Genomic DNA, 16,462 nt, shown 5'->3' on the forward strand with positions numbered 1-16,462 from the left:
CCGCTTTTCTCAACTCTGTTCGACGCCCTGCCGCCCAACACCATATCGGCCGCCTGATGGAACTAGGCCTGCAACAAAAAGCTGATGTGGAAATTAATCTGCCCAAGTATACCGGCCAAGTCAGTGCCGAGAAAAACTAAGGCGCAGAACACTGCAACATTGCGGATTTTACCGGGGCTGGGCCAAGCTTAGCCCTTTATTCCAGCAAGATATCTCTTGTGAAAGACGAAATTTTTGTTTGCCTGAAAGCTGTGAAAAAATCTGTGTTCAATGAGTACCGTCCGGCAATGAAGCCCCTCTTCGTCTCTAAGGGAGCAAGTTTACCTAGGACTTCAGGCTGCCTGGTTTACTACTCAACGATACCGGCAGCGTCTCATCCACGTCTTTACCATCAGCTTCCCTAACCAAGCATTAGTGGGGCGCTTTTCATCGATACCGATCGACTTCCGCCCGACATGTCCACGAGCCCCGCAGGTCAAATCCAATGCGATTGATTGGTCACGTCGAATGCAAATGGATGGGAACGTCTGTGCAATTATTCAACTTCGATGCTGGGTCCGGATCGTGGCGAGCATGATGATGCACGGCCGAGTGAGCATTATCGAGTCGCGTCGAGTGGCAGCTAATGGCCGATTGCTGCCTGTCGTGAGGGGCTGCAATCGGCCAAAAGCAGTCGCTCGGAGGTGTCTGATAAATCAGGAAAGAGTCAACCAAAAACGCCTTGGGTGGCTCAGGCAAATCGGGCGTCATCTGGCCTGATGCGACGGATAAATACCGGCAAGCCGCGCTATCACGACCCCCACGTAAAAGACGCCTGAAAATTCTTCGACCATCACCAGTGAGCGGGCATGGTTGGTGATCGGGATAATATCCCCGTAACCGGTGGTCGTGAGCGTCGTGAAGCTGAAATAGATCAGTTTGAAGAAAGTGCCGGGCTGTCTGAAATCGAAGTTGCCAGGGCCGAATGAGCCAGCGGCGGAAATCTCGACCAGGGCATAGATGAAGGACCAAACGAAGACCAGCATGATGTAGCCCGCAAGTGCGCCATGCAGCTTGTCCGCTGTAATCGGCCCGCGCTTGAGAAGGTAGCGCAGTACCCCGCTGAACGAAACCGTAAGAGACACCGCATAGGTTATCCCTGCAAGTTCAAGAGTCGAGATACTCTCGGTCCACAAGGCCGCCCATTGAAGGCCAATCCCGAGCAACGCCAGGCACAGTTTGAGGATGAATCCGGGTCGGGTCTGCCGGGTGGCGAAAGCGCCCACGAGCAGCACAGCCGAAAACAGAATGCCGAGCAACATGCGAGCAATCAGCCCCTCCTCAAGAAAGGGGAACAGGAGGATCAATCCCAGTAAAAGCAGCAACAGATAAGTGCAGGGCCCTAGCCCTATTACCATCTGAGCTAAATCCGCGTCGGATTCGGCTTTATCTTGCGGGCTTGTCATACCAGACTCCCAGAGGTTGAAGTAACGCACGTGACCTGACAAGACCAAGCGCGACGGGGTCCAGTTGTGCATGATAGCCCCAGAAACACAACTGACTTGTCCAATGCCCGCGCAAGCCTCATGCAAGGGGGGATTCCCTCATCCCTACCCCCTTGCGCCCTAGCTGCTTGACACCATACATGGCCTGATCCGCTGCTTTAAGTAATGCGTCGAGAGATTGCCCATGAACAGGACACAGCGAAACTCCGACGCTGCACGACACTGAAAGCTCCCCCGCACTTGTCGCGACTGTCTGGGCGATGGTGTCAAATACCCTCGCCGCTTGCGACTCAGCGCTCTGGGGGTCAGAAAGATTGGAGATCAGCATCACAAATTCGTCGCCGCCGTATCGGGCAGCCGTGTCACATGACCGGGTGGCTTGAAGCATGCGGCGTGCAACCGCTTGCAAAACCTGGTCGCCGACTTCATGACCGTACTTGTCGTTGACCTCCTTGAAATGATCCAAGTCGATCAAAAGCACAGCGAACGGAATCCCTTTCACTTCCCAATCCGAGATGGCCTGGGCAAAACGCTCAGCGAACAGGTAACGGTTAGGCAGTTGCGTGAGTACATCATGGGTTGCCAGATAGGCTGAGCGTTCGTGCTCAACTTCGGCTCTTTCTATCGCCTTGAAATGCGTGATCAATACCATCGGCATCAGCACCAGAGCGCCGGCGAGTACCAAAAGAATCATCAACATTTCTTCAGTAAGGACATCCCCGAAACGAAGTTGCCGGTCGAATACCAGCGTCATGGGCTGCGATGTACTGCGGATCTCGACACGGTCGTTCAATTGCGGCAAAAACAGGCGATCAAGGAAGCCAGCCTGTTGAACGTGCGTGGAAAAAACATCGCTTTCAGAACCGGCTGCGGTCTTCAGCACGGCAGTTATATGAACCAGTGGGTCGACGTTAGCGTGATTGACGGCATCAAGAAGAGAGCCCGTCTTGATCAACAGCAATGACACCATAGTGCTACCAAAAAAATTGGGGCTGGGGCTCGTTCGCTCTTGGTCAGGCCGGTTGACTAACTGCATCAGAATGTAAGCACTACCGCCCTCGTACATGGAAAAAACGGGAGAAACCACGGGTTTCTGGCTGCTTTTGGCGCGTGCCAGCGCGTAGGAAAGGTAAGCGACCGTTTCTAACCTCACCCCGTAAATCGAACTGGATTCAGGGAGCAAGGGGTACATAAACAAAACGGGCCAGGTCTCTTTGAGGAAGGCCTGGGGTTGGCTTGGCTGCCCAGTGAGACTTGGGAAATCCTTGAGCTCAAAGTCTGGGCGCCATGTGCGCCGCAACAGATCCTCAAAGGCGGATTGCTCGGCGACAGGCACGGAGCGTGCTGCCTCGAGCATGTAGATATGCGGGTAGGCCGACAATACGACTGCCGCATATCGGGACGTCGCTTCGGTATCACTCTGGTCTACGGCTTGCAGGAATGCAGAGAAGCCCGAGAGCACAGCTTCATTGGTATCAAGCTGATTGCGCACAATCCCAGAGATGTTTTGCACGTACTCGGAAAAATACGTTTCCCTTCGCTGAGTCTCGGACTTCAGCAGTAGTAACGCCGAAAAAACCACCAGACCGACCGCTAAAAAAATAAAGCCCATCAGCGAGTTGCGCCGCTTTGTCCATATCATCCTGATCTTCCGATTTCGCGGTGCGTCCAAATTACTGTCACGCTCTACAAGCATTCAGCCTTCAGCGAAACAACTTGTATTTTTCCATGCCCCTGACTGTAGCGTCTCGTTTCGTCAGGTGAAAATTTTGATCACGTGGGCAAGCGCCTAAACCACGGTCATGGATTGTCGCTCCGTAAGAACTTCCAGCAACTGCTTGTGGTTAAGCCGCTGACACTCGTCCCGAACTTCCTCTCGAATTTGATAGGTCGTCTTCAAGCGACGTTTTTCTTCGTTGTCATAGATGTTGAAACCGATGGCGCAGTCTCACAATAGAAGCGCATTCCATCACGCATTGATCCAGTCTCTGTCGGGATTGCAGGGACAACAACGAATCTGGAAATCATCTTCAGGCCCTCTCCTAACACACCCTAAGGTTTAGCGGCTATTTGCCAGCACGACAAGTGACTGGCGAGTGTTTCCGATGACAAGCACCGCGGCCTGAGAGCGGTTCGCATCGCACATAAAGTCGGCTATCCAGGCTGCGACAGGCAAAAAAACGGCCACAGGCAGCCGCTGGACACACTAGTGGCTAATCGGTAACGTCGACCCTCGACACTGAATTTATCCCGTAGTTGAGTCGTCAGGCGTATTGGTTGGAGACGTTGCAATGACAACAATCGATATGAAATTCCGATTCGAAGCAAAGCTTCTCCGCCCGGCAAAGCCTGGTAATGATACGTCCTGGGCGTTCCTGGTATTGCCAGCAGACGCGAGCGAACAGCTTCCAAGGCGAGGAAGAACGACAGTTGAAGGCACAATCAATGGGCACCCCTTCCAGGCAACCCTTGAGCCTGATGGTCAGCTGAGCCATTGGCTGCCGGTCGGCAGAGAGCTACTCGAAGCCGCAGGCGCAGCTGTGGGGGACATCGTTACGCTGGAGCTAGCCTCTGTACAGAAGGAACCCGAGCCTGACATACCGGCAGATTTTCAAGAGGCACTCGCAGCTACTCCTGAGGCGCTTAAAGTCTGGAACAATACGACGACCATCGCACGAGTAGACTGGATACACTGGATCACTTCAGCCAAGCAACTCAAGACCCGCGCGAAACGAATCGGTGATGCCTGCGATATGCTCGCCAGCGGCAAGAAGCACGTTTGCTGTTTCGACCCGTCCGGTTACTACAGTAAGGCCTTCCGTGCGCCCGAGGCGGATAATTCTTGAATGGGGCATTACGTTGGTGCGCTGCACTCCTTGACGGAAAGCAGCGCCAGGAACGATCGAGTTTCGGTTCGAAACCCTTTATGACCAGAATCCTATATGCGGCTCGCTAGCCTCGGCTTCCAGCATTGGTCCCAATACGCTGACCTTGCGCTGGCCCTTGGCAAAGACTTCGCGACACGGCAAAGCAAACGTCGGATTCTCGGGATGATCCCCCGTCAGCCCCAGTAACGAGTGCTCCGACAAGGCATAAACCACTCGCCCGATCCCGGTCCAATACACCGCGCCGGCACACATGCAGCAGGGTTCGGCACTGGTGTACAGCGTGCACTGCTCCAGTTCCTGCGCAGACAAAAGCCTGGCAGCGGCAGCCGCCGCGACCAGTTCGGCGTGCTGTGTGGGATCGCCCTCCGGCGGCATCGAATTGTTGCCCGCTTCGACAATCACCTTGCCGTTGCGGTCAGCCACCAACGCCGCGAACGGATGACGGCCGCGCTGTTTTGATGCCTGCGACAAGGCGATGGTCTGGCGCAGCAACACCAGATCCAGATCGCTGACGCCGGCCGGAACAAGCTGAGTGAATTGATTCATGGGTAACTCCTGGGCAGTGGAAAAACAAAAGATCAGTCGACCCATTCAGCCGCTGAGACGCCGACGCTGTCGGTCGATTTTTTTTCATTGTTGAGCAGCACGTTGAGCACAATGGCGGTGATCGCACCGAGAAAGATTCCGCTGTCCAGCACCAGTTTCAGCGTAGGGCCGACGTGCTCGAACAATGCAGGAAAAGACATCGGCAACACGCCGACACTGACCGACACCGCGACGATGATGCCGTTGCGGGTGCCTTCGAACTGCACGCGTGACAGTTCCTGAATCCCTGCCACCGTGGTCATGCCGAACATCACGATCGCGCAACCACCGAGCACCGGAGTCGGCACCGCCGCGATCAACGCACCCAGTTTGGGGAACAACCCCATCAGCACCATGATTGCCCCGGCAGCGGCCACGACGAAGCGGCTCTTGATGTTGGAGAGCGCAATCAAACCGGTGTTCTGCGTGAAGGCGTTGTAAGGAAAACTGTTGAACAAGCCACCGAGCATGGTCGACAGGCCATCAGCGCGGAACGCATTGCCGAGGGATTGTTGGGTGGTTGGCTTGCCGGTCAATTTGCCGATGGCCAGGCAGTTGCCAGTGGTTTCGGCCATGATCACCAGCATCGCCAGGGTCATGATCAAAATCGGCACGAGCGAAAATTCCGGCGCGCCGAATGCCATCGGTGCACTCAATTCGAACCACGCCGCTTCGCTCACTCGGGTGAAATGGGTCATACCGCAGACTGCGGCAATCAAGCTACCGACGAACAAACCGATGAGTACGCTGAGGTTGCCGATGAAGCCTTTGAATTTGGCGTAGATCACTAGCGTGACACTGACCGTGGCCAGGCCCAGCAGCAGATTCGCGGGGCTGCCGAAATCTGCCGCCTCAGGGTTGCCGCCGCCCAGCCAGATCGCGGCAGCCGGCATCAGCGAGATACCGATGATGGTGATCAGACTGCCGATCACCACTGGCGGAAAGAATCGCAACAGACGGCTGAATACCGGTGCCAGCGCAATGGTTATGAAGCCTGCGGCAATCACCGCCCCGAATATCTGACTGAGCCCGAACTCCTTGCCAATCATGATCATCGGCGCAAGGGCGATGAACGAGCAGCCTTGAATCAGTGGCAAGCGCGCACCAAATTTCCAGAACCCGATGGTCTGAATCAGCGTCGCCACGCCGGACGTCAGCAGGTTGGCGTTGATCAGCAAGATGATCTGCGCCGAGGACAACCCCATCGCGCTGCCCAGAATCAGTGGCACCGCCACCGCCCCTGCGTACATCACCAGCACATGCTGCAAGCCAAAGGTGACCAGCTGCCGCAAGGGCAAAACCTCGTCCACCGGATGAATGCGTTGTGTATTCATGTCACAAGCTCCTGAAGGTGCAACGGATGGTGTGATCGCGGCATTCTCAGGGGCGGTCGCAAGCCTGCTCCAACCCCGGTGATCGATTGACGCAAGGCCATACTCGAGCGTTTTTAACGATGAAACAAATTAGCAACCATCGCTTTTTTCGATGGCGTACAAGCGGCACACTCAAGCACTCGTCTTGATGTTCAAACCGCCACGTTCGACCAGGAGTAAACCGATTGCGCTTCTCACTCGATCAACTGCAGATGTTTTCCCAAGTGGTCAAAAGCGGTTCGTTCTCCGCCGCTGGACGTAAGTTGGGCAAGACGCAATCGACCATCAGCGCAGCGATTGCCAATCTTGAAACCGATCTGGGCGTCGATTTGTTCGACCGCACCAACCGCAGCCCTGCCCTCACCGCCAGCGGCCAAAAACTGTTGGTCCAGGCCGAAGCCGTGCTCGCGCGCTGCATGACCTTCGAGGCACACGCCGAATGCCTCTCGGATAACGTCGAACCCAGTTTGACCTTGGCCATTGAAACGCCCTACGGGCCGATCATGCCGGTGCTCAAGGCCTTCGAGCAGGCGTTTCCCTTCGTCGACCTGATCATCCGCCACCCGGTGCACGGTGACGTCAGTGAACTGGTCAGCAGTGGAGAGGCGGAGCTTGGCGTGGCGTTTTCACAACCTGGCTACCCGAAGGAACTGGCGTTCCAGCAACTGGGCAAATTGATCATGCTGCACGTTTGCCATCCCGATCATCCGCTGGCACAGCTTGACACCGTTACGTTCGAGGACCTGCACGTGCATCGACGCCTGGCATTCAGCGCGCACGCGAACAAACTGCCCAGCAGTGAATACCTGCGCTCGACGCAATTGTGGCAAGCGGAGAACTACCTCGCGTTGCTGGAAATGGTCCGCGCTGCGCTCGGTTGGGCCACCCTGCCCCGTCAACTCATCCAGCGCGAGCTGGCCCGGGGCGAACTGGTAGAACTGCCCCTCTCGGCCTACCCGCACACCGACTGGCAAATTGGCGTCGACCTTTTATGGGCGCGCCAACGTCCATTGGGCAAGGCTGGACGCTGGCTGAAAGAGAAACTGCAGGGCAATAAAGTGTATGAACTGGATCGCAATGGACAGACCACCACGCTGTGACCAATCTCGAACGGCCGCTGACTTGAACAGTTTTACTAAAGCACACAAAAAAGCCGATCCAACTGATCGGCTTGGTTGCTGATGCTGGCAGCCCATGTTCGGGTTCGGGTTACAAAACCTCGAACAATCCCGCTGCTCCCATGCCACCACCCACGCACATCGTTATCACCACGAACTTCACCCCCCGCCGCTTTCCTTCCAGCAACGCGTGCCCAACCATTCGCGCGCCGCTCATGCCGTAGGGATGCCCAATGGAAATTGCGCCGCCATTGACGTTCAGTTTCGCCGGATCGATCCCCAACTGTTGTGCGCAATACAACACTTGGCAGGCAAACGCCTCGTTCAATTCCCACAAGCCGATATCGTCCACCTTCAACCCGTGCTGACGGAGCAGCTTGGGCACTGCCAGTACGGGGCCGATACCCATCTCTTCTGGCGCCAGTCCGGCGACTGCGATCCCTCGATACAGGCCCAATGGTGCAATGCCTGATCGCGCAGCCACTGCCCCCTCAAGTAAAACGCAGGCGCTGGCGCCGTCGGACAACTGACTGGCATTGCCGGCCGTGACACTACCGCCCTCCACTATCGGCTTGAGTCCTTGCAGATCGCTGAGTTGGGTTGTCGGCCTGTTGCCTTCATCCTGGACAAGCGTGACATCCTGATAGCTCACCGCCCCGCTCTCCTTGTCAACGACTCGCTTGCGTGCCTTGACCGGAACAATTTCGTCGGCGAAAACACCAGCTTCCTGCGCCGCCGCGGTGCGTTGCTGAGACTCAAGTGCATAGGCGTCCTGCGCTTGCCGACTGATGCCATACCGACGCGCAACGAGTTCGGCCGTTTGTAGCATTGGCATGTACGCATGCTCGCTCATGCGCAGCACGTTGGCATCGAACGCCTCGCTCGCCATTTGATTGTGAGCATTCTGCACCAGGCTGATCTGCTCTTGCCCGGCACCAACGGTCACCTGCATGCCGTCGACGATGATCTGCTTGGCGGCGATGGCAATGGCCATCAGGCCCGATGCGCACTGGCGGTCGATCGTCTGCCCACTGACCGAAATGGGCAAGCCTGCGGCCAGGGCCGACAAACGCGCCGGGTTGATGGCCGCAGTGCCGCTCTGCATGGCCGTACCCAGCACCAGGTCTTCGATCTGACCCGGCTCGATGCCAGCACGCTCGACTGCTGCGCGAATGGCAACGGCCGTCATACTGGGCGTCTTGAGGTCATTGAATGCGCCACGCATCGCCTTGGCGATCGGTGTGCGAGCGGTGGAAACAATCACGGCGTCTTTCATGGTTCAAGTTCCTTGTTCGATGAGGGCTGGCAGTCGCTGACCAGCTCACTCAGTGCCAGGCGCAGCCGTTCGGGAATCGGCGCCGGGCGGCGTTGAAGACGGTCAACAAACACATGCACGAAACGCCCGGTCGCACAGGCCAATGCCTGACCTTCACGGAATACCGCAAGTTGATAATGCACTGAGCTGTTACCCAGTCTGCTGACCGCCAGTGCCACTTCGATGGGCTCCGGGAACGCAACCGGCGCGTGGTAATCGCAGCCGGAACTCACCACCAGGCCGATCACCGGACCTGCGTGGATATCCAGCCCTCCCTGCTTGATCAGGACGCTGTTCACGGCAGTGTCGAAGAAACCGTAAAAGACGACATTGTTGACGTGTCCATACACGTCGTTGTCGTGCCAACGGGTGTTGATCGTTGTGAAGTGCCGATAGCCGGCACGCTGCCTGAGGTCGGTCATCAATATGCCGCTTCATAAATGGCCAACGCGTCGGCTTCGGTGAGTGTGCGCGGGTTGTTCACGAGCAGACGCTGCTGTTGCATCGCGTCACGGGCCAGTTGGGCCAGACTTTCTCTGGGAACACCAACCGCACGCAGCGTGGTCGGTAATTCGCAACGAGATCCCAATTGCGCCAACTCAGAGACAAATTGATCGGCGCGAGAATGGTGATCACCTGCCTGCAACCTTTCTCCCAGCAAAGGCAGAGCGAGTTCGGCGTAGTCCGCCATCGCTACCGGCAGGTTGAAGCGCAGCACATGAGGCAGCACCAGCGAATTCGCCAGCCCATGAGGAATGTGAAAGTGCCCGCCCAGCGGGTACGCCAGCGCATGCACCGCCGCCACCGGCGCGTTGGCGAATGCCTGGCCGGCCAGGCAGGCACCCAGCAACATCGCCTGGCGCGCGCCCAGGTTGCCGCCGTTGTACACGGCCTGGTCGAGGTTGCAGGCCAAAAGCCGTAGCGCCTCTCGCGCCAAGAGGCTGGACAGCGGATTGCGCTTGAGCTTGCTGGTGTAGGCCTCGATCGCATGCACCATGGCATCGATGCCCGTGGCCGCCGTCACGGCAGGCGGCAAACCTAACGTACAGACGGCGTCGAGTACGGCGAGATCCGGCAACAGTAACGGCGAGACGACGCCCATCTTGGTGGTTTCACCGGTGGTGACGATCGCGATGGGGGTCACCTCCGAGCCGGTCCCGGCAGTCGTCGGCACCTGAATCAGCGGCAAGCGCTGGCCCTTGGCTTGGTCGACGCCATATAGCTCGGTGATCGGTTGAGTGCACTGCGGATGCGCCAGCAGCGCGACCAGTTTGGCCACGTCCATCGAACTGCCGCCGCCAAAGCCGACGATCAGGTCGGCACCGACATGCCGGGCCCGTTCAACGGCGGCGAGCACGCAGGCCTGACTCGGATCCGCCGTCACGTCACTGAAGATCGCCACGGCAACTTTTGCGAGGGTGAAACCGGGCAACACATCATCAAGCATGCCCAGGCGAGCAATACCCGGGTCGGTGACTATCAATACACGGCGCGCGCCGCGTTCCCTGCACAGATCGGCAAGGCGCTGCGCGGCGCCGGTTTCGCAGAGAATCTGCGCTGTAGTGGCAAAGCTGAAAGGCTGCATGTCAGCGCCTCCTGATTTTTTGTTATGCGTCTTCAGCAACTGAAGTCGCTCGCTGGCATGGCCATCAAGCAGTTCGCGCCACCCAACAAGGCTTCCCGGTGTGCGCTTGCACGGGGTAATACGCGCCGCCAGTAGAATTCGGCAGTCTGTAGCTTGGCTTGATAAAAGGCGTTTTCACCCGTCCCGTTAGCCAGGGTTTCACCCGCTCGAACCGCGGCCTGCAGCCAGAGCCCGGCCAGCAGGACGTAAGCCGAATAGGCGAGGAAGTCCACAGAGACCGCGCCGATTTCCTGCGGATCACGCTGGCAGGCGTCGATGATGGTCTTGCCCAATTCTCGCCATTGCTCAAGACGCTGACTGACTGCACCCGCCATGTCCTGCAGCTGGGGTTGGTGGCCAGCAGCCTCGACGTGCTGAGCGAGCTCATCGATCAGCGCGTGCAATTCGGCACCGCCATCGCCCATCAGCTTGCGCCGGACCAAGTCCAGCGCCTGGATGCCATTGGTGCCTTCATAGAGCTGGGTGATGCGGCTGTCGCGCATCAACTGTTCCATGCCCCATTCGCGGATGTAGCCATGCCCGCCATACAGTTGCACGCCGAGGCTGGCGACTTCCTGGCCGACATCGGTGAAGAACCCTTTGACGATCGGGATCAGAAACGCAGCGCGGCGCATGGCTGCGCGACGATCATCGGGTTCTGGCGCACCGTGCTCGAGATCGAGTTGCCGTGCGGTGTAGGCGCCCAGCATCCGGCATCCCTCGGTGAGGGACTTCTGCGTCAGCAACATGCGACGCACATCCGGATGAACAATGATTGGGTCGGCAGCCTTGTCTGGCGCCACTGCACCGGTCAGCGAGCGCGACTGCAGACGTTCACGGGCGTAGGCCAGGCCGCCCTGGAAAGCGGCTTCAGCGATCCCCAGTCCCTGCAACCCGACCTGGAATCGTGCGTCGTTCATCATGGTGAACATGCAGGACAGGCCTTGATTCGGCTCGCCGACCAGCCAGCCCTGGGCACCGTCGAAATTCATGACGCAAGTCGAAGCGCCCTTGATGCCCATCTTGTGTTCCAGCGCGCCACAGCTCAGCGCATTGCGCCGGCCATCGGCAAGGATTTTGGGTACCAGAAACAGACTGATGCCTTTCACACCCGCCGGGGCATCGGGCAAGCGTGCCAGCACCAGATGAATGATGTTGTCAGTCAGGTCCTGCTCACCACCGCTGATGAAAATCTTGCTGCCGGTGATCAGATAGCTGCCGGCGGCGTGAGGCTGCGCGCGGGTGCGCAACAACGCCAGGTCCGTGCCGGCCTGAGGCTCGGTAAGGCACATGGTGCCGGTCCATTCGCCACTGACCATCTTGCCCAGCCAGGTTTGCCTGAGCGCGTCGCTGCCATGGCGGTGCACGGCCAGGACCGCGCCTTCGGTCAACCCGGAATAGATCCGAAACGACAACGACGCCGCCATTAACATCTCGTGGAAACAGGCCGACGCCATTTGCGGCAAGCCTTGTCCCCCGTAGGCCATCGGCCCGGTCATGCTCGCCCAACCGTTATCGACGTATTGACGATAGGCTTCGCGAAAGCCATCCGGCGTGCGGACTTCATTACCGAGCAACTGGCAGCCTTGCTCGTCGCTGTTGCGGTTGAGCGGGGCTATCACCTCTGCGGTGAAGCGCCCCGCCTCTTCCAGGATGCCGTCAAGGGTGTCGCGGTCCAGGTCCAACCCCAGGTGTTGGCAGTGCCCGGTGACATCGAACATTTCATGCAATACGAAGCGCATATCGCGCAGCGGTGCCTGGTAGTTCATACGCGGCCCTCCCCGACATCGGCAAAGTGTTTGCCGCTGGCCATCAATCGGGAGATCAGTCCGGCGGGATGCCAATGCTCGCCGAAAAGACTTTGCAGACGTTCCAGTCGAGCCAGCAGGGAATTCATGCCCTGCCCATCCGCCCAACGCATCGGTCCGCCGGTTTCAATCGGAAAGCCATAACCGTTGAGCCATACCTGATCGATGTCATGGCTGCTGGCCGCAATGCCTTCTTCGAGGATCTTCGCGCCTTCATTGACCAGTGCCAAAAGGCAGCGATCAAGGATTTCCCGTGCGTCGATGTCGCGGCGGCGGTAGCCCAGCCCCTGAGATACCTTGAGCACCCATTCGTCCACCAGTGGGTCATGCTCGGCCTGGCGACTGCCTGGCGCATAGCGGTAGTACCCCGCGCCGGTTTTCTGACCCAGGCGCCCGAGTTCGCACAAGGCGTTATCGACTTGCACCAAGGGGGCGTCCATGCCCTGCCCGGCCAGTTGACGCGCGCGCCACTCCAGATCGATGCCGATCACGTCATACATGCGGAACGGGCCCATGGCGAAACCAAATTGCTGCAGCACCTCGTCCACCTGCTGAGGGAATGCGCCTTCCAGGAGTAATTTTCGTGCCTCGGCCACATAGCTGCGCAGCATGCGGTTGCCGATGAAACCGGGGCAATTGCCCGCCACCACCGCTACTTTGCCGGTACGCTGCGCGAGCCTGCGGGCCACTTCGAGCACTTGGCTGTCGGTGTCCTTGCCACGAACGATCTCCAACAGTTTCATGATGTGGGCAGGACTGAAGTAATGCAGACCCAACACCTGCGGTGAACGCCCGGTGACCGCCGCAATTGCGTCGATGTCCAGCGCCGAGGTGTTGCTGGCCAGGATCGCCGTGGGCTTGAGGTGCGCGTCCAGCGCGCGGAAGATTTCCTGTTTGAGCTCCAGGCTTTCGTACACCGCTTCGATCACCAGGTCCGCTTCTGCCAGCGCCGCGTAACTTTGTACCGGGCGTACTCGCTCGAGATTGGCGTGCGCCTCGACCTGCGTGATGCGTTGTTTACCCACCTGCTGCGACCAGGTTTGCTCAATCATCGACAGGCCCGCGTTGAGTGTCTGGGTATTGCTTTCCAGCCACAGCACCGGCAACCCGGCGCTGGCCAGACTGATGACGATGCCCCGGCCCATGGTGCCGGCGCCGATCACGGCGACCTGCTGGATATCGAAAGGGGTGCTCACACGCGGTGCTCCTGCATTGGGAAAAATGAACAGCCGACACCCTAAGCAGGCTTCAAGTATTTTTGAAATTTCATTTTCATATGCCATATATTCTGCGTATGAATACTTCAAACTTTGATCTGAACCTGCTGCGCGTGTTCGACATGTTGCTGCGTGAGCAGAATGTCTCGCGCGCAGCACAACGCCTGGCGTTGACCCAACCCACGGTGAGCAACGCCCTGGCGCGCTTGCGCGATATGCTGGGCGACCCCCTGCTGGTGCGCGTCGGTCGGCGCATGTGCCCGACCCCTCGAGCGCTCGCGCTGGAAGGGCCTATTCGCGCCGCGTTGCAACAAATCGAGCAAACGCTGTCCACCAGTGACGCGTTCGACCCACTGCGCAGCCATCGTCAATTGAGAATTGCCCTGACCGACTTCGTCGAACAACTGTGCATGCCGTCCTTGCTGGCAAGCCTGCAGACGCAGGCGCCGCACCTGCGCATCGATGTCGCCCACCTAAGTCCCAGCCTGCCCGCCGAGGCGCTGGACAGAGGCGAACTGGACATGGTGCTGGGTCGTTTCGATCACGTACCGGCACGTTTCACTCGCCAGCTCTGGCGCAGCGAAACCCTGCGAGTCGCGGTGTGTCAGGACCATCCGCGACTGAGTGACGGCCTGGATCTGCAGCGTTTCCTGCAATTGCGCCACGTCTGGGTTCATGGTGGCCAGACCCGAGGCATGGTGGACCAATGGCTGGCCGAGCAGAACCTCGTGCGACAGATCGTCTACACCACGCCTAATTACCTGCAAGCCGCGCACTTGGTGGCCGCGACCGAACTCTGTGTCGTGTTGCCGACGCTGCTGGCGCAGCAGTTCGCCCGGCTGCTGCCGCTGAAGCTGTATGAACTGCCGTTCGCGCTACCGCCCTTCGATCTAGAGCTGGTACGCCTGACCCATCGCCAGCACGACCCGGCGCTGACCTGGCTCGAGGCGCAGATCCTGGCCATTCAACCGGGCTGAGCCATTACCCAATGCGATGGCTGGCATGCCGCTCTGATATTGGCTGCGACTCGAACCGCTCCTTAGAGTGGATCGCCCGAACAATAACAAGGACTGCTCCATGCGTTTTTCACAGCCTTTGCTCACCCTCGCCCTGCTGGTACCGCTGACGAGTCTCGCCGCCGCGCCTGCCAAGGATGCGACAACCATTACCCTGCAAAACAACCAGCAATGGCTGCAGCGACTGCCTTTCGCCGATCGTGGAGATTTCGAGGCCGCTGAGCGGGGGCTGATCGAGCGGTATGAGGATGTCGTCAGTAATGCGGGGGGCAAAACAGTCTGGGATTTGAAGCAATACGCGTTTCTGAACCGCACAGACGCGCCTGCGACCGTCAACCCGAGTCTGTGGCGCATCGCGCAGCTCAATACGCTTGCCGGTCTGTTCAAGGTCACCGAGGGTATCTATCAGATTCGTGGCATAGACCTGGCGAACATGACCATCGTCGAGGGCGATAACGGGCTCATCGTGCTCGACCCGCTGCTGGCGGTGGAAACCGCCAGAGCCGGCCTGGAACTGTACTTCAAGCATCGTCCGCGCAAACCAGTGACTACGGTGATTTATACCCACCCGCACGTCGACCATTTCGGCGGGGTGCGTGGGGTGATCGACGAAGCGGACGTGAAGGCCGGCAAGGTTCAGGTCATCGCACCCCACGGTTTTTTTGAGCACGCCATCGGCGAGAACGTGCTGGCCGGACCGGCGATGAAACGTCGTGCCCAATACATGTACGGCGCAGGGCTGCCGCGCGGTGAGCGGGGCCAGGTCGACGCCGGGCTGGGCAAGGGCGTGCCGGCGAACGCGACGGTCAGCCTGATCGCCCCCACCCGGGAAATCAGCAAGCCGCTGGAACGCCTGACCCTGGAGGGCATTGAAGTCGAATTCCAGCTCACGCCTGGCACCGAGGCGCCGGCCGAGATGAACATCTATTTCCCACGGTTCAAGGCGCTGTGCATGGCCGAAAACGCAACTCACGTCCAACACAACGTGCTGACCTTGCGCGGTGCACTGGTTCGCGACCCGAAGATCTGGGCGCATTACCTTGACGAGTCCCTGGTGCGTTACGGCAATCAGGCCGAGGTGGTTTTTGCCCAGCATCACTGGCCCACTTGGGGTAGCGCGCAGATACGCGATTATCTGGCTGACCAGCGCGACATGTATGCATTCATCGATAGCCAGAGCCTGCGCCTGATCAATCAGGGCCAGACGCCAATGGAAATCGCCGAGACCCTGAGCTCGTTGCCGCCACGCCTGGCCAGCAAGTGGTACAGCCGCGATTACTACGGCTCGTTGAGCCACAACGTGCGCGCCGTCTACCAGCGTTACATGGGTTTCTATGACGGCAACCCGGCGAACCTCAATCCGCTGCCACCCCAAGCGGCTGGCAAGCGATACGTCGCTGCCATGGGCGGTGCCGACCAGGTCCTGAGCCACGCGCGTAAAGCCTTTGACGAAGGGGACTATCGCTGGGTAGCGCAACTGACCAACCATTTGGTATTCGCCGAGCCCGACAACGCCGCTGCGCGCCAATTGCAGGCCGATGCACTGGAGCAACTGGGCTATCAGAGCGAGAACGCCACCTGGCGCAATGCCTACTTGAGCGGCGCTCAGGAACTGCGCGATGGCGTAGCAGCCGCCACCGGCAGCGGCGGCAATACCGACGACATGGTGCGGGCGCTGACACCGACGATGTTTTTCGATTACCTCGGCGTTCGAGTCGATGCACTGAAAGCGGCCGACAACGACTTGACCATCAACTGGCGTTTCACCGATCTGAACGAGGATTACGCCTTGACCCTGCGCAATGGTGTACTCACCCACCGCGACCTTGCACGGCATGACCAGGCCGACGTGCAAATCAGCATGAAAAAATCGACGCTGGATCGCATCGCACTCAAGCAGACGGGTTTTATCAAGGAAGCAACGCTGGGCGATATCACGATCGAGGGTGATCGGGTTAAGTTCCTGCGTTTCATGGGTGGACTGGAGGAAGCGGACGCGCGTTTTAATATCGTCACACCGTGAGCCTGCATGGG

13 protein-coding genes are annotated in these 16,462 nt (G+C 58.8%); 4 read left to right on the top strand and 9 right to left on the bottom strand.

Annotated features, from left to right (window positions below):
• Positions 1-746 precede the first annotated feature (746 nt).
• Complete coding sequence (locus D8U69_RS00705; RefSeq protein ID WP_130906504.1) at positions 747-1,445, bottom strand: potassium channel family protein; 699 nt, start codon at positions 1,443-1,445, stop codon at positions 747-749.
• 118 nt (positions 1,446-1,563) lie between these two features.
• On the bottom strand, positions 1,564-3,126 hold the full coding sequence (locus tag D8U69_RS00710) for a sensor domain-containing diguanylate cyclase (RefSeq protein WP_130906453.1): 1,563 nt from the start codon (positions 3,124-3,126) through the stop codon (positions 1,564-1,566).
• A gap of 649 nt (positions 3,127-3,775) precedes the next feature.
• On the opposite strand from D8U69_RS00710, the gene D8U69_RS00720 reads away from it, so the two are divergent.
• Positions 3,776-4,330 (top strand): YdeI/OmpD-associated family protein, encoded by a 555-nt coding sequence (locus D8U69_RS00720; RefSeq protein WP_130906454.1) that lies wholly within the window; start codon positions 3,776-3,778, stop codon positions 4,328-4,330.
• Between the two features lie 78 nt (positions 4,331-4,408).
• Here the strand turns inward: D8U69_RS00720 and D8U69_RS00725 are convergent, their stop codons facing one another.
• Both D8U69_RS00725 and D8U69_RS00730 read right to left on the bottom strand, forming a co-directional pair.
• Positions 4,409-4,918, bottom strand: coding sequence for a nucleoside deaminase (locus D8U69_RS00725; protein WP_130906455.1), 510 nt, complete (start codon positions 4,916-4,918; stop codon positions 4,409-4,411).
• A gap of 32 nt (positions 4,919-4,950) precedes the next feature.
• Positions 4,951-6,291 carry a nucleobase:cation symporter-2 family protein gene (locus tag D8U69_RS00730; RefSeq protein WP_130906456.1) on the bottom strand — a complete coding sequence of 447 codons (1,341 nt, stop codon included), beginning with the start codon at positions 6,289-6,291 and terminating at the stop codon, positions 4,951-4,953.
• 224 nt (positions 6,292-6,515) lie between these two features.
• Between D8U69_RS00730 and D8U69_RS00735 the strand changes: the two genes are divergently transcribed.
• The gene (locus tag D8U69_RS00735; protein WP_130906457.1) at positions 6,516-7,430 is read left to right on the top strand and encodes a LysR family transcriptional regulator; all 915 of its coding nucleotides are present in this window, start codon (positions 6,516-6,518) and stop codon (positions 7,428-7,430) included.
• Between the two features lie 109 nt (positions 7,431-7,539).
• Here the strand turns inward: D8U69_RS00735 and D8U69_RS00740 are convergent, their stop codons facing one another.
• Genes D8U69_RS00740 through D8U69_RS00760 form a run of 5 tightly spaced genes read right to left on the bottom strand, consistent with a single transcriptional unit; the run spans position 7,540 to position 13,391 of the window.
• The gene (locus D8U69_RS00740) at positions 7,540-8,724 is read right to left on the bottom strand and encodes an acetyl-CoA C-acyltransferase (RefSeq protein ID WP_130906458.1); all 1,185 of its coding nucleotides are present in this window, start codon (positions 8,722-8,724) and stop codon (positions 7,540-7,542) included.
• Entirely contained in the window at positions 8,721-9,185 is a 465-nt protein-coding gene (locus D8U69_RS00745; RefSeq protein WP_130906459.1) for a thioesterase family protein, read from the bottom strand. Before D8U69_RS00745 ends, D8U69_RS00740 begins: the two co-directional genes overlap by 4 nt.
• Complete coding sequence (locus D8U69_RS00750) at positions 9,185-10,348, bottom strand: iron-containing alcohol dehydrogenase (RefSeq protein ID WP_130906460.1); 1,164 nt, start codon at positions 10,346-10,348, stop codon at positions 9,185-9,187. The genes D8U69_RS00745 and D8U69_RS00750 overlap by 1 nt, the downstream gene beginning before the upstream one ends.
• Positions 10,349-10,380: 32 nt before the next feature.
• The gene (locus D8U69_RS00755; RefSeq protein ID WP_130906461.1) at positions 10,381-12,156 is read right to left on the bottom strand and encodes an acyl-CoA dehydrogenase C-terminal domain-containing protein; all 1,776 of its coding nucleotides are present in this window, start codon (positions 12,154-12,156) and stop codon (positions 10,381-10,383) included.
• Complete coding sequence (locus D8U69_RS00760) at positions 12,153-13,391, bottom strand: 3-hydroxyacyl-CoA dehydrogenase (RefSeq protein WP_130906462.1); 1,239 nt, start codon at positions 13,389-13,391, stop codon at positions 12,153-12,155. Before D8U69_RS00760 ends, D8U69_RS00755 begins: the two co-directional genes overlap by 4 nt.
• An 80-nt stretch (positions 13,392-13,471) precedes the next feature.
• On the opposite strand from D8U69_RS00760, the gene D8U69_RS00765 reads away from it, so the two are divergent.
• Together D8U69_RS00765 and D8U69_RS00770 are read left to right on the top strand one after the other, a co-directional pair.
• Positions 13,472-14,389, top strand: coding sequence for a LysR family transcriptional regulator (locus D8U69_RS00765; protein WP_130906463.1), 918 nt, complete (start codon positions 13,472-13,474; stop codon positions 14,387-14,389).
• Between the two features lie 100 nt (positions 14,390-14,489).
• Positions 14,490-16,451 carry an alkyl sulfatase dimerization domain-containing protein gene (locus D8U69_RS00770; RefSeq protein WP_130906464.1) on the top strand — a complete coding sequence of 654 codons (1,962 nt, stop codon included), beginning with the start codon at positions 14,490-14,492 and terminating at the stop codon, positions 16,449-16,451.
• Positions 16,452-16,462: the final 11 nt, after the last annotated feature.

The sequence above is a fragment of the Pseudomonas sp. Sample_16 genome (assembly GCF_004307665.1).
Lineage (GTDB): Bacteria > Pseudomonadota > Gammaproteobacteria > Pseudomonadales > Pseudomonadaceae > Aquipseudomonas.

Bases quoted from the DNA above. Each gene is read 5' to 3' on its own strand.
- D8U69_RS00705 (WP_130906504.1), bottom strand. From the start codon at position 1,445: ATGACAAGCCCGCAAGATAAAGCCGAATCCGACGCGGATTTAGCTCAG.
- D8U69_RS00710 (WP_130906453.1), bottom strand. From the start codon at position 3,126: ATGATATGGACAAAGCGGCGCAACTCGCTGATGGGCTTTATTTTTTTA.
- D8U69_RS00720 (WP_130906454.1), top strand. From the start codon at position 3,776: ATGACAACAATCGATATGAAATTCCGATTCGAAGCAAAGCTTCTCCGC.
- D8U69_RS00725 (WP_130906455.1), bottom strand. From the start codon at position 4,918: ATGAATCAATTCACTCAGCTTGTTCCGGCCGGCGTCAGCGATCTGGAT.
- D8U69_RS00730 (WP_130906456.1), bottom strand. From the start codon at position 6,291: ATGAATACACAACGCATTCATCCGGTGGACGAGGTTTTGCCCTTGCGG.
- D8U69_RS00740 (WP_130906458.1), bottom strand. From the start codon at position 8,724: ATGAAAGACGCCGTGATTGTTTCCACCGCTCGCACACCGATCGCCAAG.
- D8U69_RS00745 (WP_130906459.1), bottom strand. From the start codon at position 9,185: ATGACCGACCTCAGGCAGCGTGCCGGCTATCGGCACTTCACAACGATC.
- D8U69_RS00750 (WP_130906460.1), bottom strand. From the start codon at position 10,348: ATGCAGCCTTTCAGCTTTGCCACTACAGCGCAGATTCTCTGCGAAACC.
- D8U69_RS00755 (WP_130906461.1), bottom strand. From the start codon at position 12,156: ATGAACTACCAGGCACCGCTGCGCGATATGCGCTTCGTATTGCATGAA.
- D8U69_RS00765 (WP_130906463.1), top strand. From the start codon at position 13,472: ATGCCATATATTCTGCGTATGAATACTTCAAACTTTGATCTGAACCTG.
- D8U69_RS00770 (WP_130906464.1), top strand. From the start codon at position 14,490: ATGCGTTTTTCACAGCCTTTGCTCACCCTCGCCCTGCTGGTACCGCTG.